This is a genomic window from Zhongshania sp., assembly GCF_029212375.1.
Lineage (GTDB): Bacteria > Pseudomonadota > Gammaproteobacteria > Pseudomonadales > Spongiibacteraceae > Spongiibacter.
The window spans coordinates 23241-49388 of the sequence record NZ_JARGNU010000021.1; the positions used below are offsets into that span (position 1 = coordinate 23241).

Sequence of the window (26148 nt, forward strand, 5' to 3'; positions counted from 1 at the left end):
CAAGGGCATGTTCAATAGCCGTATTCGCTTCGACAAGTTTGTGCAAAATAGCTAAAGGCTCCTAAGCTTCACCTCTCGGTAGCGCTACCTCAATCGCGACCCGAGCCTCCTTGGGGGTGGTTTTACCACCCCCCTTTTTTAATACAGCACATGCAATAAAGCCCAGCGAATAATATATTCAAAACAACAATAATTACGAATAAGGATAAGGCAATGATAAATAGCGTACCCACACCGCCCTTCGAACACAGCCTTAATATGACCATGCAAACGGTAATGACGGTTGGCACTTGGGGGCTCACATTATTTTTTATTATTAAAGCCGTAAAAATGGCTCAGCAGCAAAATTCACTGTTGCCGATATTTATTATTTTAGCAGGAGCGGCGGGCAGTATTGCCGAGCCACTCTACGACATCGCCTTTCATTTAATTTGGTATATTCCCGGACAATGGAGTTTATTCACCGCGTTTGGTCTGCCGCAGCCCGTGTGGGTAATGAGCGCCTATATCATCGTATTTTGCGGTCCGGCACTGTATATCACCGAAATGCTCCACCGCGGCATGAACCGCCAGCAATTTTATAAAACCTTTGCTATTGTTCTCGCCACAACCGCAGTGTTTGAAGCCATAGCAATTAACGGCGGCACCTACGCGTATTACGGACCCCAGCCGTTGCGCTTGTTAAATTATCCGGTGTGGGTTGCGATATTAGAAGCCGTCTTTATTATGAGCTTTAGTATCGCCGCCGCACTACTGCGCTGCCACACCACGAGTAAAAAGCAACACCTATTAATCTTTGCGCTATTTCCCTGCACATTCTTCTTTGCTAACTTTGGCACCGGCTTTCCAACCTTAATTGCGTTGAACAGCGGTTCACAGCCGTCAATGGCGCTAATTTACGCCTGTTTTGCCGTCACTTTATTGCTGGTTGCACTGGCGCTAGAGTTACTGTGCATGTGCCTTCCCGCAACAAAAGCTAAAAATTTAACCTTAGGCTCAAGCTAAGCGCGAAACGCCTATCTTTTGAAGCACCGTTTTGGCCTCAGACCGCTCAATCATTTTGACTAGCGCAGACTGAATAGCCTCATCCTCACGAGCATCGGTTTTACTTACAAATCGTTGCTCTTGAATTTCGGCGCCCTCCTCCACGATAAATTGCACCACAACCTCGTTCGCCTGCTCAGTTGTCCGACCAAAATACTCAATCGCAATTTGCGGATAACCCTGAAAACCCATTTTTACTTTTTTGGCGATCCGCTTTTTCGACTTATCTAAATTCATATCGAGCTCTGTATCAGTTTCAGTTAAATTAAAATGACCATATCACAGATCGCTTAAACAGCTGGCAACATAATCAATGACAGCGCCGCAACAAAATGCCTATTGCAAGAGAATAAGCACACCATGTTATTTCTAGGCTGAGTACAAATTCGTAATAGGTGACACCGGCGTCTCACATCCTACGGTAGAGCACCGTTTAATTGGCTAGCAAGGCTCGTGGACGCCAATTATAGGTGAAAAATATTTCGTCACGACGCCACCCCATAGACTCATACAGGGCCTGCGCGGATGCATTCACTTTGGCCGTAGTTAAATCCATACGGCCAACATTATTTAATACAGAATGCTTTTCAGCCGCCAATAATAGCTCTCGAGCAACGCCGCCTCGGCGATACTTTGGGACTACAAACAGGTCATAGAGTACGTAAATCGGAACTGCTTCTACCGAGCAAAACGAGGGATATAATTGACATAAACCCGCGCCTAATCCCGCATTATCTTTTAGTCATATGATGCGTCGAAATCTACGCGGCAGCGACACGGCGAATGGTATAAGCTAGGTTATCAACGCCGATAAATGAAACGATCAAACCGCAAAACACAGGAGTAAAAATGGAAACCTCTTTTTGGCTCAATAAATGGCAAACCCAAGAGATTGGCTTTCATGAACCCGCTGGCAACCAGCTACTCGTCCATTATTTTTCCGCCCTCAACCTAGCTCTTGCAAGCCGCGTGTTTATACCACTATGTGGCAAAACCCGTGACATTGCCTGGCTGCTGGAAAAGGGTTATCGAGTTGTGGGCGCTGAGTTAAGTGAATTAGCAATTACCCAACTGTTTTCCGAACTCGGCGTCGAACCAAAAATACAATGTATTGGTGAGTTAAAACACTACAGCGCCGATAATATTGACATTTATGTGGGCGATATTTTCAACTTATCGCCAGACATACTTGGCCCAGTTGACGCCATCTACGACCGCGCCGCACTGGTCGCCCTGCCACCAAAAATCCGCCAGCAGTACACTGCGCATTTACGCGCCATTAGCGCTAACGCCAGCCAGTTACTCATATGCTTTGCGTATGACCAAAATCTATTGGATGGCCCACCGTTTTCCATTGATAGCAACGAAGTCAGCATCCATTACAGCACCAGCTATGACATACACTTGCTGGCCAGCACCGAGCTTGCCGGCGGATTGAAGGGTAAGATCGCCGCTAAAGAGCAAGCTTGGCTGCTTGAGAAAAAACGCTAAACAACTACTTAGGGCAATACCAATTCCGTCACCGTTTGGCTAGCGAGACGCAGTCCAGTGCTTATTCATAAAGTCGCAGACTTTATTAAGCGCAATGCGGCTGTCTGGCAGAAACGACATTAACTGCACATCGTGGCAATGGCCCGGCCAAAGATCCATTTCAACCTCAATCCCTGCCGCGCGGGCTTTAGCCGCGCCTTCGGTGGCAACATCGCGCAGCAGCTCGGTACTGCTAGCCGAGAAGTACATGGGGGGATAGCCCGCAAACGAGGATAGCAGTGGTGAAACTGCGGGATCGCTAGTTTGGTAATTACCAATATAAAGACTGCGAAAAAACAGAAAACTACAAAGGCGAAACAAGGGGTCGCGACCTTCATTTTCATAAAACGACGCGCCAGTTAGCCCCCAATCGCCTGCTGGCGACAATAAGCTAGCCGACGCCGGCAGTGGCAATCCCGCATCCCTGGCCATGGCCAGCACCGACATCACCAAGCCACCGCCCGCAGAGTCACCGCAAAAGGCGATATCTTTGGCTGCCACGCCCATCTCCAAAAGCATGCGGTAGGATTCGAAACAATCGTCAATCCCCGCTGGGTGGGGATGCTCTGGCGCCAGACGATAATCTGGCAAAATACCGACCGCGCCAACATTTACGCATAAGCCCGCCAGCATGGCGCGGTAGGTATGCGGAGAGCGCAAGCAGTAAGCGCCGCCATGGAAAAACAGAATATGGCGCCCCTGCCCCGCAGCCTCTACGTGGTCTAGCGGCTTGAGAACATCCACATCGCAGTGATTAATTGCTTTTACACTGATCAAGCACAGTTTTTCTGCTCGTCCCTCGGCCCGCTTGTCTAAGCCAGCTAACCGCTTGCGCAAAGCATGCAGTTGCGCCTGATTCCAGATCGGCCGCCGAATCAACATCAGGAAAAAATTGAATAGCCGACTGCGGATGCTTTGTTTCATGAAAATCCCTTTTATCATTATCGTCTAGGCGCAAATATACTACCGTATTGGAAGCGCTGCACACTAGCGCCGCCATTGACGAGCAATTATTGATATGGCCTTAAGCTGAGAATTCTAGGCGAGCCAACCATAGGGGGTAAGCGGTTAGCCGCAGGATTAATGACTCTACTCGCTTAATGTTTACAACATCACCACTGCAGGCAGCAGATAACGACTACATATTAAGGGACAAGTACCGCTAGAATCATCTGCAAAGCTGGCACAGTAAGTAATATCGCTACCGGATACCACGACTGTAAAAAAGGACTCGGTGGCGCAAGCTTCTCCCTGCCTGCCAATGCCATATAACGACTAACAAAACTCAAAACTCATACCTCCGGCAAAACAGCAGTGCTGTTCAACGAGAAAACTGTATAGGGCGTCACCAAGACGCCTAAGCATACTGGCAGCATTCATCTGTTAGGAGGTATCCGTAATCTACGTTTTTGCAGACTGAATCACAGCTTCTGCGCAGGTAATCGCAGTAATGAGCGTTCAACGGCATATTCGCGATTTACTTTCCAACAGATTTTGGCCAATCGAAGCAAATCTAACATCTGAAATAGTCAAAAAATGACCCTGTTAAACCTTAAAATTAATGGGCATTCAAACTAATCGCTACCTTGGTCAAGCACCTTAAGGTGGTGTCTGACCAGCGGCTATAACTAAGGTTCCAAGCGCAAAGGTAAAATACATGCAAAATCGAAATGAATAATCAACTATTGAAAAATCCGCGCAAATTCAGAAAAGACTGGGTTGGCCCATTAGCCGCGAATATACTATCGGTCATTCGCAGAAGCAGAGCCAAGAACACCACGCCATGCAAGCTATTTTAGACGACATCTACACCACCATGATGAGCCGCACCGATCGCGGCCAGGTTGCCAATTACATTCCGCAGCTGGCCTGCGTTAACCCCGATCAATTTGCTATCACGGTGGCGCTTCCCGACGGTCAGGTATTTAGCGCTGGTTGCGCTGAAACTTTGTTTTCAATTCAGAGCATCTCCAAGGTGTTCACCCTAACAATTGCCCTCGGCAAGCTTGGCGACGCGGTCTGGTCGCGGGTGGGCCGCGAGCCCTCTGGCGACCCCTTCAACTCAATCGTGCAGCTGGAACACGAGAACGGCAAACCCCGCAATCCCTTTATAAACGCGGGGGCGATTGCGGTGGTAGACGCCATTATGATGGGCCACCAACCCAGAGAAACCCTAGGCGAGATCTTGCAGTTTGTGCGTTTTCTGGCCAATGATGAAAGCATTGGTATTGATGAAAAAGTGGCGCAATCGGAGCTAACTACAGGCGACCGCAATGCCGCCTTAGCGCATTTTATGGCCGCTTACGGGCGTATGAAGCATCCTGTTGACCAAGTATTGGGCACGTATTTTCACCAATGCGCTATTTCAATGAGCTGCCAGCAATTAGCTAAAGCCGGTATGTTCCTCGTCTCTGACGGGGTTAATAAGCACACAGGAGTAAGAGTGGTCTCTGCCCAGCGGGCACGCCGGATCAACTCGCTAATGCTGATGTGTGGCCACTACGACGGCTCAGGCGAGTTCGCGTTTAGAGTGGGCCTGCCAGGTAAAAGTGGCGTGGGCGGTGGTATTTTGGCAGTGGCGCCAGGCAAGGCATCAATTGCGGTGTGGTCGCCAGGCTTAGACCGCATTGGCAATAGTAAGCTGGGCACCGAGGCACTAGAAATGCTGGTGCAACGCACCGGCTGGTCGATCTTTGGCCATTGAACCCAACGCCAAACCCAAAAAAACCGGCTTTCGCCGGTTTTTAAGCTAGTAGCCTCGGGTCAATCAAAGCTAAGGTCAATCTGCAAATCAAGCTTAAAATGGCGCTTTAGCGCGACTTTTGTACTCGCCATTGCGGGTATCAATCTCAATCCAGTCGTCAATTTCACAGAAATCAGCGACTTTAACTTCGGTGCCATTGCTTAACTTAGCCGGTTTCATCACCTTGCCAGAAGTGTCACCGCGCGCAGAACCTTCGGTGTATACAATCTGACGCACAATGGTAGTCGGCAAATCGACAGAAATAACCTTGCCTTCAAAGAACACGGCTTCACAAATATCGGTCATACCGTCGACGATATAAGGCAATACGCTCTCTATATCATCTTCGCTTAGCTCGTACTGATTAAATTCATCGTCCATAAACACATAAACGGAATCGGCAACATAGGAGTAAGTCACCGCAACACGCTCAAGAATAACGGGTTCAACCTTGTCTTCAGACTTGAATACAGTCTCCGTGGTAGAACCGCTAAGCAGGTTCTTTAACTTCATTTTCACGATAGCGCTGTTACGACCAGATTTGGTAAATTCTGCTTTCTGGACCATCCACGGCTGGCCGTCGATTAGCATCACGCTATTCGGTTTCATTTCTTGTGCGGTTTTCATACTTGCATCCGAGTAAGGATTAATGGGATGCCATCAATTGCGGCTGCGTATCATAACCAGTTTTGATGAAATTGCACTAGCGAATCTGCAAGATTTTCACCTTCGGCTAGCCGCGCACTCCAATCTGCTGCATGTCCCGCCAGCACTGGGCTGGCGGCATCATAGCGACGCCAAGATTGCGCCATATTTCGACCTTCATTCCAATCCAGACTAAGGGCACTCAGCACCTCGCTACACGCGCCGTCTAAACCGACACTAAAACGGTCTAAAAATGCCTGCAATTTGTCGATGTGCACTTTATCTTGCTGGGGGTAAATATGCCAAATAAAGGGCCGCTCCGCCCACTGGGCACGAATAAAAGAGTCCTCACCGCGCACAAAATTAAGATCACAAGACCACAGCAAATAGTCATAGTCTTGCTGGCTTAAAAATGGAATCAGCTGCACGGTTAATGCACCGCGCTCATAACGGTGGTCTAGACTTACGTGTTCCACCCCAAAATAGCTCTTTAGCCCAGCGCTCACGCAGCCCTCAGGCACCAAGAGCAAGCTCGGCTGAACACTCTCTGCCAGCGCATCTAGGAGGCTGCTCAACGCTGAATTCTCATAGCAAAACAGCGAAATCAGGCGATGACCGGATGCTCTTGCAACGCCGATATCGTGCAGAAATGCCTGCTGCGCGGCAATATCACATTGAAAGGCGCGGCGCCGCGCAATAAGGCCTGCCTCTCGCAGCAGACCGCCACTACGGGTACTAAAGCCTGGAAAAAAGAAGTATTTCTGTAGCCCCTTACCCTGTGGCGATGGCAGACCATGACAGTCGTCGACCCACGCTTCGGCACTCAAATATTCTAAATTTAGCCACAGTGATGGCCGTTCACGACCCTGCATGGCCGCGATATAGGCCGGAGGCAATTCGCAAGCAAACGCCTCGATAACCACATCGGCTGCCGCCACTGGCGACCACGGAGCTGCCCAGTAATGAACAACCACTCCCTGTACCTCTTGAACCGCGAGGCTAGCATCCGCGCTCGGGCACAGCCTCACAAAGGCGCCGAGGTCATCCACCCAGAGCCGCACGTCTAAATCATGTTCGGCAGCCAATTGCCGCGCCAAACGCCAGGTCACGCCAATATCACCAAAGTTGTCGATAACGGTGCAAAAAATATCCCAGGTAAAACGCATTCTATGCCCGTGTGGAGAGTAACCATTGCCACGAAGGGCCCCTAACTTAGGAGCACACTTCATGCAACGTGGAGGAAATGGCGGTGGCGCTCAATATACAGGCTATTTTCACTATCACGAAGTTGATTTATAGGTGATCGCAATTCTCAGCCCTGCCGTGCAAACCATTCACGCAGGGCGATATAATCGCTAAACAAACTTTCGGGGTTATAGTGTTTACTGCCATCTCGCTCGCTGATTGGAGCTAGTGCTGCACGCAATCGGGCTTGATCATCTAATAAGTACAATCGAAAACCGTGGGCCACGTCATACTCCGCAGCGCCTGTTCCATCAGCTTCATCTACAGTCGTCAGGAAGCTACTCATACCTAAACTTCGCTCAAAAATGAGGGCCTCATCTGCAGACTCTGCCCGTAATCCAACAAAACGAGCATCAAACCATGGCACGTAATTCGCAAGTTTATCTACGGTATCTCGACTGGGATCAATAGTGTAAAAAAGAACGCGTAAATCGCGGTACTCTCCGCTCCTATCAAGGCGTTTTTGAAACTGCGCCAAGCTCGACAACATGGTTGGGCAAATATCTGGGCATTGCGTATAACCATAGCTCACCAGCTGCCACTCCCCCTTTAGGTCAGCGGTATGGACAAGTTCGCCGCGGTGATTACGCAATTCAAAGGCCGCTAGCGGTTGTGGCTCGGCTAAGATCGCGCCGTTTATTTCCGGCGCTTGCTTATGCTGCATATTGAGTACTATTGCCGCAAAGACCACGCTCAGAACAACAACAATAAGCTGTAAATACCGCAATTTTCGGTCAATCAAAGGCCCGGCACTCATGTCCCCCCCGACATAAAGGTAAGCCGGCTAAGAAAGGTGTAATCGGCCTCTATTGCCATGAAAGCAATAAACACAATTATGGCGATAACCGGCAAGCCTAAGGCCAACTTTAGGGTGCTCGGCTCCCAAGCAAAGTGCATAAACACCGATATAATCAGCCCAGCTTTTAAGAACATAAACACCAGTATCAACGTCCAGCGCAAATAGCCGTGAAAGTGAAAATAGTCTACGGCATAGGACATGGAGCTAAGTACAAACAGCAGTATCCACACTTTAAAATACAGGCCAATAGGATGTTGCTGACCCTCGCCATGGCTCGCTGTTTCAGGCTGACCGCTCATGCTGACCTCCTTACCACAAATAGAAGAACGCAAAGATAAAGACCCAAACCAGATCGACAAAATGCCAATATAGACCCGTTATCTCAACAATTTGAAACCCCTTCTCATCGTAGTGCCCTCTGAGTACTTTAATGGCGACTACCGTTAAATAGATCACCCCAATACTCACGTGCATGCCGTGAAAGCCGGTAATCATAAAGAAGGCCGAACCAAACTGAGCCGCGCCCATGGGGTTGGCCCAGGGCCTGACGCCTTCGTCTAGAATCAGCTTACTCCACTCAAAGGCCTGCATGCCCACAAAGCTGGCACCAAGAATGGCAGTGGCAATCATTAACTTAAAAGTCGCGGCCTTATTGCGCTGGTAGGCGCAGTTCACTGCCATGGCCATGGTGCCGCTGCTGGTAATTAGAATAAAAGTCATTATCGCGATGAGTAACAATGGAATATCAGCACCGCCAACGTGCAGGGCAAACACCTCACTGGTCAGCGGCCAGCTGTCGGTCGCCGACATTCGCACATTCATATAGCCAATGAGAAAAACACTGAATATAAAAGTGTCGCTGAGCAGAAATATCCACATCATCAGTTTGCCCCAAGAAAGCTTAAACACTTCCCTGTCGGCGCCCCAATCAGTGACTAAACTCTGCCAGTAACTGCTTTTGGTATTTACTGCGGGAGTACTTGCCATAATGTCATCCCAGGCCGCAGGCTGCGGCTATCAGTGCATAGGTTTCTGGTGTGCGGGTTAACATAAAAAATAACACCAGCCACAGGCCGAGTAAGTAATGCCAGTACAAGGCGCAAGCCTCTATTGCCGCATGCCGGTTTTGTAGGTCGCCGTCCCGCCGCAAACTGTTCACAACCCGCCCCAGCGCAACGAGGCCGCCAAGAAGATGCAAGGCGTGCAAGCCGGTTAAAATGTAAAAATAACTATTGGCAGGGTTAGCGGCTACGCCGTAACCCATAGCCTGTAAAAACTGCCACACCGAAATTTGCAGAATGATAAATAGCATCGCCAACAAAGCGCCCGCCGCCAGCGAACACAGTAAGCGTAGACTTTGGTCGCGACGCAGCGCATACACTGCATTCTGCATAGCCACACTCGCCAGCACTAGCACCCCAGAATTAATCCACAGCCGCCAAGAGTGAGTGAAGGGCTGCCAGGGTTCCCCCGCCAGGGCCAGAAAATCATCGTATTGAGATCGGCTAATGAAGGTGACAAAAAACAGCATAAAAAACACGCTGATAATACCCAGCAAAAACCGCAGCGAAATTTTAACCGCCGGTGTATAAGCAGTGCGCCCCCACTGGGCGGCCGTGCCCTGGGCTTCGGGAAGCCAAGGCTTTTCAGACAATATGCCAAACCAGCTCATTACTCGCCCTCCCCGCTACGCCGACCGCCGGCTTCGTATTCCACATCCTCTTCTGCCACGTGCTGGGGAATAAAATCTTGCTTGGCCCCAGGCACACTGTAGTCGTAGGCCCAGCGGTGCACCGTGGGCAATGCGTCACCCCAGTTGCCGTGTACCGGCGGCACATCTGGGGTATGCCATTCCAAGGAAGCAACGCCCCAAGGGTTGCGCACCGAGCGTGGCCCAGAGCGCAAGGTCCAAATCACATTCGCAACAAACACCAGTTGAAATAGAGCAACAATAATCGCCGCAATCGTAATATCTTCATTTAAAACATGGGCCGACTCTGGAATAAACGAGGTGTCGCCCAGCGCGTAGTAGCGCCGCGGCACCCCGAGAAAACCCAAGTAATGCATAGGCAAATAAATAGCGTAGGTACCCAAAAAGGTGCCCCAGAAATGCAGCTTGCCAAGGCCGGTATGCAGTTGCTTGCCGCTAACGAGCGGGAACCAATGATACAAAGCGGCAAACAAGACCATGATGGGCGACACCCCCATCACCATATGGAAGTGGGCCACCACGAAGAAGGTGTCTGACAGGGGTAAATCCACCACCACATTCCCCAAAAACAGGCCACTTAAGCCGCCGTGGGTGAAGGTGAAAATAAAACCAATGGCAAACAGCATCGGCACCGTCAGATGAATATTGCCTTTCCACAGGGTGAGCACCCAGTTATACACTTTGATCGCGGTAGGCACCGCAATAATTAAGGTGGTGGTGGCAAAGAAAAAGCCAAAATAGGGATTCATACCACTTACATACATATGGTGCGCCCACACAATAAAGCTGAGGCCGCCAATGATCACAATTGCCCACACCATCATGCGGTAGCCGAAAATATTTTTGCGGGCGTGCACACTCAGTACATCACTCACCATGCCAAAAGCAGGCAAGGCCACGATATACACCTCTGGGTGACCAAAAAACCAAAACAAATGCTGAAAGAGGATTGGGCTGCCACCCTCGTGGTTAAGCGGCTCGCCCAAAGAAACGATGGCGGGCATAAAAAAACTCGTACCCAAAGTGGCGTCGAACAACATCATAATGGCGCTAACTAATAGCGCTGGAAACGCCAGCAAGCCGAGAATAGTCGCGGTAAGAATGCCCCAGATCGTTAAGGGCATACGCATCAGTGTCATACCGCGAGTACGAGCCTGAAAAATCGTCGTTACGTAATTCAAACCGCCCATCGTGAAGGCCACAATAAATATCGCCAACGACAGCAGCATAAGCACAATACCGCTGCCAGCACCTGGCGTGCCGGCCAAAATAGATTGCGGCGGATACAGGGTCCAACCTGCCCCCGTCGGCCCACCTGTCACAAAAAAGCTACTCATTAACACGATGACAGATACCAGATAAAACCAGTAACTGAGCATATTCAAATAGGGAAACACCATGTCGCGGGTGCCGACCATCAGCGGAATCAGGTAATTTCCAAATCCGCCGAGCAGTAAAGCGGTAAGCAGGTAAATCACCATAATCATGCCGTGCATGGTGACAAACTGGAGATAGGCATCTGGCGTTATAAAATTAAACTGGCCGGGAAAGCCCAACTGCAAGCGCATAAGTACCGACAGTAGCAAGGCGATCAAACCGACAAATATCGCGGTAACCGAATACTGAATGGCAATTACCTTATGGTCTTGGCTCCAAATATACTTGCCAATAAATGTCTTGGGATGATGTAAATGGGCTGTCTGATCAGCAATCGCAATATGTGTCATGGTTGTTGCGTCCCCTCAACAATTTGTGCCTCGGCAAGCGGTGTTTGGTAATGCCCAGGCACCGGCAAGCTGGCGATGTAAGCGATTAAATCTTGCAGGCGCTCGGGATTTTGAATGGTGCGAGTCATTAAGCGCATCTGCGAGCCATACTGATCTTGTGGGTGTTTGCCCCGCCAGCCCATGCTGAAATATTTGAGTTGTTTGTGTAAATACCAGTCGGCTTGCCCAGCTAACTGCGGCGCCTGTAAAGCGCGAGTACCTTGACCATTGGCGCCGTGACAAACCACGCAGGCCTGAAACACCTGCGCGCCACGTTCGGCATCGCCAGCCAAGGTCGGCGGCGCGGCAATTGCAGGTAGACTTTCGATGTAAGCTAAAAGATTGCGGAGATCACGGGGTTCAGCCACCGATCTCGCCATCGCCGCCATTTGTTGGCCACCGCCGTCTGCGGGGTGAGCGCCCCGTATTCCTTCGCGGTAATAACGCAACTGGCGCTCCATATACCACGATTCTAAACCACTTAAATTGGGTGCTTGCATGGCCGCTAAACCGCCACCATCCGCGCCGTGACACGCCGAGCAGGTGGCGTATAAATTTTTGCCCGCCACTAAATCAATATCGTAATTGCGCTGGGTTTGGGCAAAGCTCGGCTGACGGCTTAACCACTGCTCATAAGCGGTCTCATCCTCAATAATCACCTGCGCGCGCATGGTGAAGTGGGCTACCCCACAAAGCTCTTCACAGAGAATATCGAAGCTCCCCGTGCGACTGGGTTCAAACCACTGATAGGTTACGGTACCAGGCACCAAATCCATTTTGATGCGAAATTGGGGCACCGCAAAATTGTGTAATACATCGTTAGACCGCAACAGCAGCTTTACGGGCTTGCCCACCGGCAAATGCAATTGGTGGCTGTTTACGATTAGATCATCTTGGCTATTGGGGTCTTCAGGATCAATTCCATAGGGGTTTTGCGCGGTTACAAAACGTGCGTCTGCCCCGCCCAACTCACCATCAGGGCCTGGGAAGCGAAACGTCCACTGCCACTGCTGGCCAATCGCCTCTACATTGGTGGCCTCACTCGGCACATTCACCACTTTGGCCCACGCAATTAACCCAGGAGTGAGCATGGCGATAACGCCGATGGCGGTGAGTATCGTTAACCAACTCTCTAGTTTTTTACTTTCTGGCTCGTAATGTGCTTTGTGCTTACCGGTATGCTTATAGCGCCATACAACCCACGCCAAAAAACAGTTAACCGCAATAAAAACGAGGCCGGTAATCCAAAAGGAAATTTCAATGGTAGTGTCGATGGCGCCCCAATTCGAGGCTATGGGAGTCAGCCACCATGGGCTATAGAGATGGAATACAACGGTGATAACCACCAGAGCTAAAATAACTAGAGCTATTACCATGACGCATCCCTTATCGAGTTCATCAGGTATCAGTAAAACCATGGCATTGCAGCCAGACTGCGTTTACCGCATCCCATTTCACCAAAGCAGCAGTCTCAGCACGACTACTTTATTTTTATATATGCAAACTCGCTGCTCTGGTAAAACGACAGGTAATATAATTACTCTACACAGGGGATAAGCAGCTTTGCCGCGCCCCGTCCTGCCCCACAAACATTTGATCAGCAACGATTTATCGCACTGTAAGCATAGCGCTAAGTTTTTGATTTGCCACCGCACTAACACTGCTTTTATTTTTAATATAAATATACACACCAAATTATCTCACCATTCTGGCGAGGGCAAATCGCTAACTAAACTAAAGCAATTTCGGGTGTTTTAAAATTGAGAAAATACGACAAATATTATGATAGAGGTGAAATGTTAATTTCCAAGAAGTATAAAAAAACCCACAAAATCAAAAAATAAACAATAAAAACAGAAGGTTAACATGAGCAGCAATACAGAGACACCTGCACTGAAAGGGTAAGATAAATAAGTATTCGCTACTACAAAAATTATTTTAAGGTTAAATCGGTATAAACACAGCGACGTCTAGAGGGTGTTAGCCTCCGAACACTGGGGAAATCAGCGTTTATTTTTAAGCGAAGTTTGCCAAGGGAATAAACTATTAAGGGGCTAGGCCATAGCACGCGTCTAAATTATGTCGCGCAATAGCCCAATCATTATTCAAGCGGGATCGGCTAAATCCTGTAAAGCTTGGGGTCGCCCATGCAAATGACCCTGGGCGTAGTCAACCCCTAGACTTTTCAGCTGATCCATAATCTCTTGCCGTTCAACAAATTCGGCAATGGTCTTTTTACCCAGCACATGGCTAATATCATTAATTGAGCGCACCATCGCTTTATGCACGGGGTTTTTATCCATATCGTGAACAAAAAGACCGTCAATTTTAACGTAATCTACAGGTAACTCCTGAAGGTAGCCAAAAGATGACATGCCCGTGCCAAAATCATCTAAAGCAAATTTCCCGCCCAACTCATGAACCTGATGTATAAAGCGGGTAACCACCGAAAAATTTGTTATGGCAACAGTTTCGGTAATTTCAAAACAAATAATTTTAGGGTTAACATTGCTGCGCCGTAAATAACGGTAAACAAACTCAAGAAAAGATTCTTGGCAAAGCGATTGCCCAGAAATATTAATGGAGTACATCACGTCGCGATCATTCAATTCGGGATTACGCTGCAAATAATTAAAGAAACTTTTAATCACCCAGCGATCTATTTGCGGCATTAAACCAAAACGCTCAGCTGCCGGCATAAATTGCCCAGGACTTAAAATATCGCCGTTATACCGCATTCTAACCAGCAGTTCATTATAGAGGGCGGTATTGTTATCCTCATCGACTAGCGGCAGAATCCGCTCAGTGACCAAGCAAAAATCATCCGCGGCAAGGGCCTTATTAATACGGTGCACCCAGTCCATATCGTCGTGTAGGCGACTGAGTTTTTTGTCTCGTGTGTCATACACATGAACCCGGCCACGGCCGTCTTCTTTAGCCGAGTACATGGCAACATCCGCTTGGCTCATGACACTAGCACGATCTTGACTGTATTCATCAATCAAAACCACACCAATACTAATGGATACTCGGTGAGCGATACCGCTCCACATAAACGTCAAGCGTTTAACCGCTTTAACCAATCGAGTCGCAACTGAGCGCGCCTCAAAGGTGTCGACATTACTCAGCAATATTCCAAACTCATCGCCGCCAAGACGACACAAAATGTCGCCAATGAACAATTCCGTGCGCAAACAATCGGCTATCGTCTTAATTAAATTATCGCCCGACACATGACCACTGGTATCATTAATTAACTTAAACTGGTCTATATCGATATAAAGTAGCGAATGGGTGCGCGAACTCGTTGCCGCGTCATTGACTAAATTTTCTAAGCGACGCTCAAACTCACGCCGCCCCATTAATTCAGTTAAGGGGTCTAAATCACTCTCACCGTCGCGGTAGAGTATTTCTTGTGTCGCCGCAGAAATTGCAACGCTGTAGCCAACCGGCGCTTTTTCGTCATCGAATACTGACGACACTAATACTAGGTAAAGCGCTTCATTTCTAGACTGGACATGGGACAAAAATGCCTTTGCATTACGTGCACTTTCCGCCAACTGATCACTTAGTAGCCGCCCGCTATCTACACAAATAAAAGGCAGTGCAACTGCAAAACGCTTACCCAGCAAATCATCGAGAGGAATATTAGTTAACTGCTGAGTTGCCGCGTTAGCATAAGTAATCTCGCCCTCAAAATTGACACAAATTAGACTGTGCACAAAACTATCAAGGATCCACTCTGCACGCATAATTTTCGCCTATTCCGCTAATGGGATAGTAAAATAAAACGTCGTGCCTTTTCCCAACTCAGATTCCAACCAGATTTTACCACCATGCCAGCGAACTATTTTTTCGCAAATAGCCAAGCCAACGCCAGTTTCTTTTGCACCACCTTGACTGCTGTCGCGGTGAAACAAATTAAATAAGCCGCTATGATGTTCCGGCGCAATACCAATACCAGTATCACTGATCGAAAACACCCAATTGCGCTCGTGAGTTGTGGCATTAATATAAATTTCTGGGGGCGACTCAGTAGAAAAGGAAATAGCGTTACTGATTAAGTTTTGGAAAATTTGCACTAACTGGCGGCGACAGGCAAATACTGTCGGCAGTGTTTCACAGTGCAAATTCGCGTGGCTAGACTGGAATTCGCTATCTAAATTTAGTAATACGTCGCTAACTACCGAGTTGCAGTCGACCAATTCACGGCTTTCATTAAAGCGGCCTACCGATGTTAGTGCGACTAGTTTATTTAAAGCCGATTGCATTGCATAGACATTGTCGCGAATTTCTAAAAATTCTTCTGCCAAGCCGGGTGCTTCAAGATCTTTACTACGCGCGCCAATCTTACGCATTGCACCAACCACTTCATTTAAGGGCATTTGCAAATCGCGGGCCGCCAAATGGGAAAGCTGTTCAATTTCGTTTACTAGGCCGATCAATTGATGGCGACTACGCGCCAGCGCAATTAAATCTCGATACGACGACAAGGCAGTGTAGATAACCGAAAATAAGCGATCTTGGGTTAGCTCTGTTTTTGCACGATAATCATTAATATCATAGACTTTTAAAACTCGGCGCTCTGGCGCCAAACCTGGTTGACCGGTACGCAAAATAATACGCACAAAATGATTGCCTAGCTCTTGCCGAATAAACCGAGCCACCTCCAATCCCGCGTCGTCGGTCTCCATTACCACATCTAGAAGAATGATGGCGGTGTCCGGATTCTCTTGTATTACTTGCCTAGCCTGCTCACCTGAATAAGCACTAACAAATTCCAAATGGCGACCGCCAAAGCTAAAATCGTGTAACGCCAATCGCGTTACCACATGAATTTCTTCCTCATCATCAACGATTAACACCTTCCATGCATTTTTTGTTATCGTTGCCGAATCCTGTGTCAGCATAGTGGTTTGCTCGCTTGCGAGTATAAGCTCATCGTTGCCCGCCATTTTATCTGGTATTTTTTTACTATTTGCACTAAACATGCTCTTTTAACTCCAGCAGGGCGATGGTTTCATGGGCTATCGCAACATTCTTAACAAATAGCTCAATCATTGCGATATCAGGCACTGAAAAAACATCTTTCGCAGATACGTATAAAAGCTGTTCTACACCGGACTCCGTAACATAATAACTTACCCAGTAGTTTTCACCATAATTGCTACTGCGCGCATTCATTGCCTTTTTAATTCTATCGGCAACTGTCGTGTCAAAGCTTGAAATATTGACCGATCCCGCAAATGTGGAATAGCAGCCCGTTGCCGCTAATACATTGAGGCTACCGTGATCTGCACTAGCAAGCATGCCGCAGGGCTGGACTAACATAGCGTCTTTATTGAGATACAATAGCGCCGTTAGTTGCTGCAGTACACCCTCGGCAAATGCACTCATAGTGCGGCGCACAAAGATATCCGCAGAGGCTTCAATGACCTTAAGCAGACCAACCCGATTATTTTCAAGTGCGATTAAGTCACGGTACGAACACAAGCTGGTATACACCGTAGAAAACAACTTCTGCCGGGTTAACTCGGTTTTTTCTTTATAATCGTTGATATCATATTGGGTTATTACTTCCAACTCAGGCGCCTGGCCTGGCTGCCCAGTCCGCAGCACTATACGAACAAACTTATTTTTTAAGTCTCGGCGAATATAGTGAACCAAATCCAAGCCAGCGTGGTCCGTTTCCATCACCACGTCGAGCAAAATTAAAGCGATATCATCATGCTTACTAAGGTGATTCCTCGCCTCTTCCGCTGAAAAAGCGTTGATAAATTGCAAGCCGCGTCCGGCGAGTTCAAAACCGTCTAAGGCCAGCCGAGTTACTGCGTGTACGACTTTTTCATCATCTACAACCAGCAGTTTCCATGGTTGCAAACCATTAACTACGCCCTGACTAGTTGGCTCTGCCGCCAGCTTTAGGCTGTCATTATCATTTTCGGGGAGTTCAGACTGACTCATAAAACCCTACCTTAGCGACATCCGGGGGAAACAAAAGGGTGATTGACGTTCCCTTTCCTTCCTCACTGTCAATTTTTATTTTTCCACACAATTGTTGTGTAACTAAATTATACACAATATGCAAACCGAGCCCGCTGCCACCACGGCCGCGCCGAGTGGTAAAAAATGGATCGCACACCCGCGACAAATTCTCTGCAGGAATACCTCTACCATCGTCGGTAAACTGAAGCTTAATTTCGCCACTGGGTAAGCCTTGAATATTGAGACTTAAGCACCCAGACTCACCGTTTGGATAAGCATGATATATTGCATTCATTACCAAGTTTGTCACAATTTGCGATAGTGCACCCGGATAAGAACAAATAACTAAGTCCTCTTCACACTCCAAGCAATACTCTAAACCCGCTTTGCGAATTTGAGGATTAACACTTCGCAGCACTTCTGCCATGTACTCTTTAATATTAAAGCGCCGTACTTCGCTGTTGCTTTGGTCAACGGCAACCAATTTAAAACTTTGAATTAGCCCCGCAGCGCGCTCCAAATTACCTAATATCATCTGACTCGCCGCCGCGGTCTGCTCCCAATACAACTGCAAAGCTGATTGAGTCAGCTCACCATTTTGGTAGCGCTTTTGCACTGCATCAGTATTGGACTTTAATGTTGATGCAGCCGTGACACCAACACCAACTGGAGTGTTGATTTCGTGGGCTACACCAGCCACTAGGGCCCCCAAAGAAGCCATTTTTTCATTATTAATTAACTGCTGCTGAGTTTGCTTTAAACGTTGCAGCGTACCACTTAGCTCGCGATTGCTCACATCTACTTCACAAACGCGTAGTTCTAACTCGCGGCGAGCGCTGAGCACTTCGCGATCGCGACGCTCAATATCGGCAATCATGTCATTGAAATTATCGCAGAGTGCGCCAAATTCATCGTCAGCAAATTTTTCGGCACGACTACAGTAATCTTGATTACGTCTAACTGAGCCAATTACTTCCAGCAAGCCATATATCGGTATTAAGAGCTGTTTACCAACCCAAGACGAAAACAAGAATGCAAGTAATATACTTGCCACCACAATTAACCCCAACACCCACCAACTGGACTGTAGATAACGACTAAGACACAAATTCGACGTATGCAGCACAACATGCAATGGCACGTTCTTACTGAGCGTGCTGTAACTAAAATCGCCTTCTGTTAGCGCAGCGCCATTAGGTTGTGTTGGAGAGCAGTTAATTTTAGTGACTTTAAATTGGTGTTCGAATGTTAGCGCCGCGGCAGGGTCACTTGAATAGACGCAGACACGATCCAAATCCTTGTCTAAACTGAGGCCACGCAGTAGCGCTGTCATTTCATTTTTGTCCGTTCTCGCCAATAACTGCCCAAGCAAGCCCGCTACCACGCCATATTTTTGCTGCCGACTACTTTGCGCAGCATTTATGGCCAATAACGTGCACAAACTGATCGTAAGGATACCAATTAGCAAGCTACTCGCAATCATCGCAACGGCAAGCTTACGATCGAAAGGTATGGCGCTAAAGTAGCCGCGCAACTTAGCAGCCATACCCGTAAAATTCCATCTCAGCCCCCTCAAGCCCTCGCAATGCCTGCGAAGCACCCAAAATTATTACCCATTCAATACCAACTCACTGCTTCACTGTACTGGTAAACCTCAACGGCTGATAATAGTGTCATCTACTTACAGCGAAGCCCTTGGTTTTTAAGCCGAAGTTATTGATTTTGCTGATGCTTACCAAACATTCGTACAGCGAACGACCACCCGCGGGTATTAAATGACACTAACTTAAATAGAAATCCACTCTCTTGTCATGAAAGATATCAGCGCCAGGCGCCAATAATTCCATATAGCGATCAAAATACAGGAACTGCTTGAGCAGCATGGTAAAGGCGCGGGGAAAGCGAATACCATAATTTCTGGCAATATCGCCTAGCTCGCTCAATAGTGCATTAATGCCGTCGCCTTGGCGATTTTCGAGCACATGCTGGGGGTCTAAGGCATTTAAACCTTCGAATACTTTACGAATATCAGCCGTCAGCGCCGCCTCGTCCACCGCGTCGCGGGTAATCCCTACACTCACCATAGATTGCGCCATCAAGGTGTAGTTTTGCTCGCTTATCGCCATAAACAGGCTAAATATTGCCTGCCACGCCTCGGGCTGAATACGCCCGACCATGCCAAAATCAATAAACCCGACTCGGCCGTCTTTGAGCAATAGCAAATTACCGCTATGTAAATCCGCATGAAAAAATGGGCACTGGGTCAAACTGGCAAACCAAGTATTTAAGGCGTTGAACAAGCTGCTTGCGGGGTCAAAAGCGCCGTCGCGCATCGCCGTTTCATTAGTCAGAGCCGAGCCGTAGAGACGTTCCATGGTCAATACCCGCGAGCCAGAGGCTTGGGTATAGGGCTTTGGTGCAACAACATGGTCGTTGCCACTCTGGGTGAGAAAAGCCCGAAACTGGCGTAAATTTTCGGCTTCTTTGTGGAAATCGCACTCGTCGATCATCGACTGATACATTTCTTCCACCAAGCCGGCCACTGCGTCTTTATCGGTATTGGGTAGAATCATTTCAAATAGCCGAATGAACAGGTATACCGCGTTCATATCGGTGGTCAAAATCGCCTGCACACCTGGCTTTTGTACCTTTACGACAACATCTTCGCCGGTAAGCAAGCGCGCAGCGTGAACCTGGGCAATAGATGCCGAGGCCAAGGCGTTTTCGTCAATGTGAGCAAAAACCTCGCTCACTGCACAACCGAGGTCGGTCTCGATAATTTGCTTAATTTTGCTAAACGGCAAAGACGGGGTTTGATCTAAACAAAGCTGAAACTCATCAACGTAGGCCTTGGGGAAAATAGACGGCGAACTGGCAATAAACTGACCAAACTTAATATAGGTTGCACCCAAATCTTCAAACAGTTCTCGCAGCTCGCGCGGACTGGGCTTGCGCCGCTGCAAAAGGCACTTTAGTGCTCGCGGCGATATTGCCGTTGCCGTTTGCCAAACCCGCCACGAGCCCCTAAGACCGAACTCGGCCAAGCTAATGCGCCGCCCAGAGGTATCTGCTGCCGCGCTCAATATTCGAGCCTTTGAGGCTGCAAACATCACTTTATCTTTAACACTAGCAGACAATATCTTTGCCATATCCCTTATTCCCTCAGCGAGTTATTGCCATGATAAACATTATGTGAAGCTGCTACGTTGGCACAGCACTGAAACCGTAGCAAAGAATGATACTTTTTGCAGAATACCCGAATTGTAGGCCTGTAACCTCCAATCTCAAGCCAGAATAGATATATTAGCGAGCAACAGCAGTACTACTTATTGTGGTGATAATGGCATCCAAACCGATAGCGAATATTAATACCCACGGTTAAGGACTAACAGCAGCGGCGCCCAAGCCTTAAGCCAGATGGCAAAATAACCGCACTCAAGAAGAACAGGTTCGATTCGGCGAGGCCTAATTGGCTGCGGCTATGCCCGCCAGCAAGCCACTCTGGGCAATGCCATCAAACAAGAATTGCATTGCCAAGGCGCATAGCAACACACCAAATACACGGCTAATCATATGCATACCAGTTACCCCCAACCAGTTTTGGAGGCGACTGGCCAGCAGCAGGCAACCTAAGGTTAGCGCCATAACCAATACCAAGGCAGCGACTACTGCCGTCTGCTCTAAAAAATTACCTTCGGCGTGAGCCATTAATAATATCACCGCACCAATGGCGCCAGGACCGGCTATTAGTGGCGTAGCCAGCGGAAATACCGCGATATCAGTTTTTTCCTCGGCCTCTAAATCTTCATCGGTGGTCGTCGTGGTCGCGCCACTGCCCTTCACCGTCACCAGGTCAATACCGATCAACAGTAACAAAACCCCACCTGCAGCCCGCAGCGCCGCCAAGGATATGCCAAGAGCGTTAAGAATCATCTCGCCCAATACCGCAAAGGCCAGCAAAATACCGCCGGCAATCAACACCCCGCGCATTGCAGTTTTAGCTCGTTTGCGCGCCGACAAGCTACCGGTAAGCGCGGCGAACATCGCCGCCACATCAATAGGTCCAATAGTGGCGAAAAAAGTGGTTAACGAAACGCTAAACGCTTCAATCACAGCGCTGCTTAAGGCCATCAGCTTGCCTCGTATTGCGCTATTGCTGCCGCTGCCTCGGCAATTAAGGCCGGCCCCTGATAGATAAAGCCGGTGTAAACCTGCACCAGCGCCGCGCCAGCCGCCATTTTCTCGGCCGCTGAGGCGCCATCGCTAATACCGCCCACGCCAATAATAGGTAGGCGTCCTTGCAGGGCGTCAGCCAGTATTCGTATCACCCGTGTTGAGCTTTCACGTACCGGGCCACCACTCAAGCCACCCATTTCGTCGCCGTGCTTAAGACCGGTAACGGCATCGCGAGCAATAGTAGTATTGGTGGCAATTACGCCATCAATACCCTGTTCAACAAATACCTCGGCTACATTGCGAATATCTTCTTCGGCCATGTCGGGGGCAATTTTTACCGCCATTGGCACGTATTTACCATGGCTCTGCGCCAAACTCAGCTGCTCCTTTTTCAATGCCGCAAGGAGCGCGACCAAGGGTTCGCCAAATTGTAAATCACGCAGGCCTGGCGTATTCGGCGACGACAAGTTCACAGTAATATAACTGGCGTGAGGGTAAACACCGCGTAAACCCAGCAGATAATCATCCACTGCACGCTCGGCGGGAGTGTCTTTGTTTTTACCAATATTAATGCCCAGCACGCCATTAAAGCCGCTGCTCTTCACCTGTTCAATTAAATGCTCTAAGCCCAGATTATTAAAACCCATGCGGTTAATAATGGCCTGAGCCTCTGGCAGACGAAACAAACGCGGCTGAGGATTGCCCGGTTGGGCAAGCGGCGTGACGGTGCCCACCTCAATAAACCCAAAACCCAGCGCCGCTAGGCCGTTAATATGCTTGGCGTCTTTGTCTAAACCCGCCGCCAAACCCACGGGATTTGGAAACTCGATCCCCATTACCGTGCGAGGCTTATCTGGAATTGAAGGCGCGATTAAAAAACTCAAACCCATTTTCTCAAGTAGCGAGATTAACGCCAATGAAACGTGGTGGGCGCGCTCAGGGGACAAACAAAACAATAGCCGGCGGAGAACTGAATACATGGGTGCGGGACCTTTTTGCAGAAGGCGCAGAATACCGGAAACAGCGAAGCGGAGAAAGTCGGAAAGCGGCCTCTAATCCTTGATTAGCCGCTACGCCGAAGTGTGTAAGCCGCACTCGCGGTTTTCAGCAACCTTGGTGGGGTCAAAGTAATGTTTGCAACTGGGCAGTTTGTGCTCGCTCATATAGCGTTCCACATCAGTTTCATTCCAGTAAAAAATTGGCGCAACTTTGAGAATACCGCGGCCATCCCAAGACAAAACATCTAGATTTTGACGAAAGGCGGTTTCTTCTTTGCGAATGCCGGTCACCCAAATTTTTGGCGCTAACTCCGCAAACGCGCGATTAAAAGGCTCAAGTTTCACTTGGCGGGTAAACTCGCGATGTAACTCAAGGTTATCATCGGGGTGGGGAATCCCACCCATAATCGCATTGCGATGCTCCGCCGTCATCAAGGGCACATACGTCTTTAAATTGGGCTTTAGCAGCTTTATCAATTGCTCCGCCACGCGATAGGCGTCGGGCACATTGTAACCACTATCGGCCCAAACCACCGGCATCTCAGGAGCGACATCGGTCACCAGTTTTAGCATTACCGCCGCATTGAGCGAAAAACTGGTAGAGGCCATGATCGGCTCATTTAAAGACACCGCCCAGCGAATGATCTCCTCGGCAGAGGCATTGCGCAGTGTGGCATTTAAGGCGTCGAGATCAAGATCCATAATTTTGTCTATAAAACGTTAACTGGGTGGCGACTTTAGCACATTCAGCACAACCAAATGAATAAAAATCTTTAAAATCATGCACTTATAACATATACGAATATAGTTATAACAAAAGCGATGCTTATTCCATATCGTAATCTTGCAGACTCTTCGACACCACCTCGTACACATCGCTGGACAAATCTGGCTCAGCGAGAATTCGCTGCAATTCCGCACACATTAACTGCTGGGCGGCAGGCAAATATTTGCGCCACTTGGTTAGCGGCACCAGTAAGCGCGAGGCTATTTGGGGGTTGCTGCGATTCAGGATAATGACCTGATCGCCCAAGAACCGATAACCCGCACCATCCTCGCGATGGAAATTGACACCATTCTGACCACAAAATGCACCAATCAAAGCCCTTACTTTATTTGGATTGCGAATATCAAAGGCAGGATGGTTCATTAAGCCCTGCACGGTTTCCAAACTGCCAGGCAGACGACACATTGCCTGCACTTGAAACCACTGATTTATGACTAACGGCTCGTGCTGCCAGTTTTGATAAAAACTTTGTAGGGCTTTAGCCTTATACGGCGCTGCGCTATTAACCAGTGCATTGAGCGCGGCGAGGCGGTCCGTCATATTCTCACTATTTTCAAACTGAGCGGTTGCGAGCTCTCGTGCCGACTCATTATCCAAGAGCATCAAATACGCCAAAGCGGTATTTTTTAAGCTGCGCTGAGCGATTTGCTCGGCATCCGCGGCATAAGGTGCATCACTGCAGCAGCGGCTGTAGCAGTCTAGCAGTTCAATCTGTAAGGCTGTGGCGATGGCTAAACGCAGTGCCTCACGCGCGTGATGAATAGCCAAAACATCAACCGGATGGAAGATTTCAGCCAAATACGCCTCAGATGGCAGTTGCAACATCATTGCCACCATTGCTCCGTCGAGGCTCCCATCGCTGAGTAAATCGCGACAAGCTGCTAGGTAAGCGGCATCGGGCGCCACGTTTTGCCCAGCAGTCACATCGGCAAGCGCGCGCTTAATCTCTGCCAGACCAAGTTGCTGACTGGCATCCCAGCGGCAAAAGCCGTCGCTGTCACCGCGCATTAAGCGCAGCAATTGCTCACGACTGTAGTCAAAGTCCAGTTTTACCGGTGCAGAGAAGCCACGCAGCAAGCTCGGTACAGGTAGCTCATTAATGCCAGTAAAGGTAAAGCTCTGCGTTTGCTCCGTCACGTTTAATACCATTTCGGTATTATCGGCACTCTCGACATCGGCCGACTCGCCCAGTAATTGCAAAGGCAGCTGCCCCGCCTCACCCAGTAAAGCAACCTTAAGCGGGATATGAAATGGCGCCTTACTGCTCTGACCCGGCGTCGCAGGGCAGGACTGGCTAACATTCAGGGTATAGCTTTGTTGCTCGGCATCGTAATCACCGCTCACCGACAATTTGGGTGTACCGGCTTGCGAATACCAGTTGCGGAATTGACTCAGGTCAACGCCACTCGCCGCTTCCATGGCCAACACAAAATCTTCGCAGGTAACGGCTTGACCATCGTGGCGTTCAAAATACAGATCGCTGCCTTTACGAAAGGCATCGGGACCCAATAAGGTGTGGATCATCCGCACCACTTCGGCGCCCTTTTCATACACAGTTACCGTGTAGAAATTGGAGATTTCAATAAAGGAATCTGGGCGAATTGGGTGGGCCATTGGGCCGGCGTCTTCGGCAAATTGCGCGGTGCGCAGCAGAGTAACGTCTTCTACCCGCTTCACTGTTGGCGAGCCCATATCGGCAGAAAACTCCGAGTCGCGAAATACCGTAAAGCCTTCTTTTAAGCTTAGCTGAAACCAATCGCGGCAGGTAACTCGGTTACCCGACCAATTGTGAAAATACTCGTGAGCAACCACGCCTTCTACCCGCTGAAAGCCGGCATCGGTAGTGGTTTCTGGCTTAGCCAAAACACAGGAGGTATTGAAAATATTAAGGCTCTTATTCTCCATTGCCCCCATATTAAAATCGTCAACCGCGACGATATTAAAAATATCGAGATCGTATTCTCGGCCGTAAACGTCTTCATCCCAACGCATGGCATTTTTAAGCGAGGCCATGGCGTGATCGCACTTATCGAGATCTTTGTCTTCTACATAGATTTTTAAATCTACATCGCGGCCATTCATGGTGCGGAAACGGTCGCTTACACACGACAACTTGCCTGCCACCAAAGCGAACAAATAAGCGGGTTTGGGAAAGGGATCTTGCCAAACGGTTTTATGGCGACCGTCAGTTAGGGTCTCAGTAGCCACTAAGTTGCCGTTAGACAGCAACACGGGGTAGCGCTGGGCATCGGCAGTTATCTCGACCGTAAACACCGACATCACATCTGGGCGATCTAGATAGTAAGTGATTTTGCGAAAACCTTCGGCCTCGCATTGGGTACAAAACATGCCGCTGGATTTATACAAACCTTCTAAGGAGGTGTTTTCCTGCGGACGAATACGGGTCTCGCAACGCAGCACGAAAGCCTCAGGTACGTCGGCAATCACCAATTGCTCACCGCTTTGGTTCCACTCGCTGGCGGCAAGCACACGGTCATCAATCGCCAGCGACAACAACTCTAGCTCAGTGCCGTGTAAAACCAAGGCTGCGCTCAGCTGATTCGCAGCGGGGTTGCGACGAATATGCAGCTGCGAGGTGACCAAGCTGCTGTCTTCACCTAATTCAAACGCCAGCTCCGTGGTATCAATCAAATACGCTGGCACTTGGTAATCACTTAAATAAATCGTACTCGGCTGCGCGTCGCGCATGAAACAACTC

Annotated in this window: 22 protein-coding genes and 1 pseudogene; 3 read left to right on the forward strand and 20 right to left on the reverse strand. The window is 48.9% G+C overall.

Going from position 1 to position 26148, the window contains the following annotated elements:
* Positions 1-213: 213 nt before the first annotated feature.
* Positions 214-1005 carry a hypothetical protein gene (locus tag P1U47_RS16375; RefSeq protein WP_301030264.1) on the forward strand — a complete coding sequence of 264 codons (792 nt, stop codon included), beginning with the start codon at positions 214-216 and terminating at the stop codon, positions 1003-1005.
* On the opposite strand, the gene P1U47_RS16380 is transcribed toward P1U47_RS16375, so the two are convergent.
* Together P1U47_RS16380 and P1U47_RS16385 are read right to left on the reverse strand one after the other, a co-directional pair.
* Entirely contained in the window at positions 997-1281 is a 285-nt protein-coding gene (locus P1U47_RS16380) for a hypothetical protein (protein ID WP_301030265.1), read from the reverse strand. The genes P1U47_RS16375 and P1U47_RS16380 overlap by 9 nt on opposite strands.
* 196 nt (positions 1282-1477) lie before the next feature.
* Positions 1478-1747, reverse strand: a pseudogene (locus P1U47_RS16385) (GNAT family N-acetyltransferase); the annotation flags it as partial.
* A 146-nt stretch (positions 1748-1893) separates the two neighbouring features.
* Here P1U47_RS16385 and tmpT point away from each other — a divergent pair.
* Positions 1894-2535, forward strand: coding sequence for a thiopurine S-methyltransferase (gene tmpT, locus P1U47_RS16390; protein WP_301030266.1), 642 nt, complete (start codon positions 1894-1896; stop codon positions 2533-2535).
* A 39-nt stretch (positions 2536-2574) separates the two neighbouring features.
* Here the strand turns inward: tmpT and P1U47_RS16395 are convergent, their stop codons facing one another.
* The gene (locus tag P1U47_RS16395) at positions 2575-3498 is read right to left on the reverse strand and encodes an alpha/beta hydrolase (RefSeq protein WP_301030267.1); all 924 of its coding nucleotides are present in this window, start codon (positions 3496-3498) and stop codon (positions 2575-2577) included.
* An 859-nt stretch (positions 3499-4357) separates the two neighbouring features.
* Here P1U47_RS16395 and P1U47_RS16400 point away from each other — a divergent pair.
* On the forward strand, positions 4358-5278 hold the full coding sequence (locus tag P1U47_RS16400) for a glutaminase (protein WP_301030268.1): 921 nt from the start codon (positions 4358-4360) through the stop codon (positions 5276-5278).
* A gap of 93 nt (positions 5279-5371) precedes the next feature.
* Here the strand turns inward: P1U47_RS16400 and efp are convergent, their stop codons facing one another.
* The 17 genes from efp to pepN all read right to left on the reverse strand — a co-directional run bounded on the left by efp (position 5372) and on the right by pepN (position 26138).
* Positions 5372-5944 (reverse strand): elongation factor P, encoded by a 573-nt coding sequence (efp, locus tag P1U47_RS16405; RefSeq protein ID WP_301030269.1) that lies wholly within the window; start codon positions 5942-5944, stop codon positions 5372-5374.
* Between the two features lie 50 nt (positions 5945-5994).
* The gene (gene earP / locus P1U47_RS16410) at positions 5995-7128 is read right to left on the reverse strand and encodes an elongation factor P maturation arginine rhamnosyltransferase EarP (protein WP_301030270.1); all 1134 of its coding nucleotides are present in this window, start codon (positions 7126-7128) and stop codon (positions 5995-5997) included.
* Between the two features lie 146 nt (positions 7129-7274).
* The gene (locus P1U47_RS16415) at positions 7275-7964 is read right to left on the reverse strand and encodes an SCO family protein (protein ID WP_301030271.1); all 690 of its coding nucleotides are present in this window, start codon (positions 7962-7964) and stop codon (positions 7275-7277) included.
* The gene (locus tag P1U47_RS16420; RefSeq protein WP_301030272.1) at positions 7961-8305 is read right to left on the reverse strand and encodes a cytochrome C oxidase subunit IV family protein; all 345 of its coding nucleotides are present in this window, start codon (positions 8303-8305) and stop codon (positions 7961-7963) included. The genes P1U47_RS16415 and P1U47_RS16420 overlap by 4 nt, the downstream gene beginning before the upstream one ends.
* 10 nt (positions 8306-8315) lie before the next feature.
* On the reverse strand, positions 8316-8993 hold the full coding sequence (locus P1U47_RS16425) for a heme-copper oxidase subunit III family protein (RefSeq protein WP_301030273.1): 678 nt from the start codon (positions 8991-8993) through the stop codon (positions 8316-8318).
* A gap of 4 nt (positions 8994-8997) precedes the next feature.
* Positions 8998-9678 carry a cytochrome c oxidase subunit 3 gene (locus P1U47_RS16430; RefSeq protein WP_301030274.1) on the reverse strand — a complete coding sequence of 227 codons (681 nt, stop codon included), beginning with the start codon at positions 9676-9678 and terminating at the stop codon, positions 8998-9000.
* The gene (locus tag P1U47_RS16435; protein WP_301030275.1) at positions 9678-11444 is read right to left on the reverse strand and encodes a cbb3-type cytochrome c oxidase subunit I; all 1767 of its coding nucleotides are present in this window, start codon (positions 11442-11444) and stop codon (positions 9678-9680) included. The genes P1U47_RS16430 and P1U47_RS16435 overlap by 1 nt, the downstream gene beginning before the upstream one ends.
* The gene (locus P1U47_RS16440; RefSeq protein ID WP_301030276.1) at positions 11441-12859 is read right to left on the reverse strand and encodes a c-type cytochrome; all 1419 of its coding nucleotides are present in this window, start codon (positions 12857-12859) and stop codon (positions 11441-11443) included. The genes P1U47_RS16435 and P1U47_RS16440 overlap by 4 nt, the downstream gene beginning before the upstream one ends.
* 729 nt (positions 12860-13588) lie before the next feature.
* Positions 13589-15235, reverse strand: coding sequence for an EAL domain-containing protein (locus tag P1U47_RS16445; protein WP_301030277.1), 1647 nt, complete (start codon positions 15233-15235; stop codon positions 13589-13591).
* A 9-nt stretch (positions 15236-15244) separates the two neighbouring features.
* Positions 15245-16474 (reverse strand): ATP-binding protein, encoded by a 1230-nt coding sequence (locus P1U47_RS16450; protein ID WP_301030278.1) that lies wholly within the window; start codon positions 16472-16474, stop codon positions 15245-15247.
* The gene (locus tag P1U47_RS16455) at positions 16467-17447 is read right to left on the reverse strand and encodes a DUF3369 domain-containing protein (protein WP_301030279.1); all 981 of its coding nucleotides are present in this window, start codon (positions 17445-17447) and stop codon (positions 16467-16469) included. The genes P1U47_RS16450 and P1U47_RS16455 overlap by 8 nt, the downstream gene beginning before the upstream one ends.
* On the reverse strand, positions 17434-19014 hold the full coding sequence (locus tag P1U47_RS16460; protein ID WP_301030280.1) for a HAMP domain-containing sensor histidine kinase: 1581 nt from the start codon (positions 19012-19014) through the stop codon (positions 17434-17436). Before P1U47_RS16460 ends, P1U47_RS16455 begins: the two co-directional genes overlap by 14 nt.
* Positions 19015-19249: 235 nt before the next feature.
* On the reverse strand, positions 19250-20617 hold the full coding sequence (locus P1U47_RS16465) for an AarF/UbiB family protein (RefSeq protein WP_301030281.1): 1368 nt from the start codon (positions 20615-20617) through the stop codon (positions 19250-19252).
* Between the two features lie 316 nt (positions 20618-20933).
* On the reverse strand, positions 20934-21599 hold the full coding sequence (locus P1U47_RS16470) for a MarC family protein (protein ID WP_301030282.1): 666 nt from the start codon (positions 21597-21599) through the stop codon (positions 20934-20936).
* Positions 21599-22624, reverse strand: a complete 1026-nt coding sequence (locus P1U47_RS16475) for a quinone-dependent dihydroorotate dehydrogenase (RefSeq protein WP_301030283.1) — start codon at positions 22622-22624, stop codon at positions 21599-21601. The genes P1U47_RS16470 and P1U47_RS16475 overlap by 1 nt, the downstream gene beginning before the upstream one ends.
* Before the next feature lie 90 nt (positions 22625-22714).
* Positions 22715-23344, reverse strand: a complete 630-nt coding sequence (locus P1U47_RS16480; RefSeq protein ID WP_301030284.1) for a phosphoadenosine phosphosulfate reductase family protein — start codon at positions 23342-23344, stop codon at positions 22715-22717.
* Positions 23345-23468: 124 nt separating this feature from the next.
* On the reverse strand, positions 23469-26138 hold the full coding sequence (gene pepN, locus P1U47_RS16485) for an aminopeptidase N (protein WP_301030285.1): 2670 nt from the start codon (positions 26136-26138) through the stop codon (positions 23469-23471).
* Between the last annotated feature and the right edge of the window lie 10 nt (positions 26139-26148).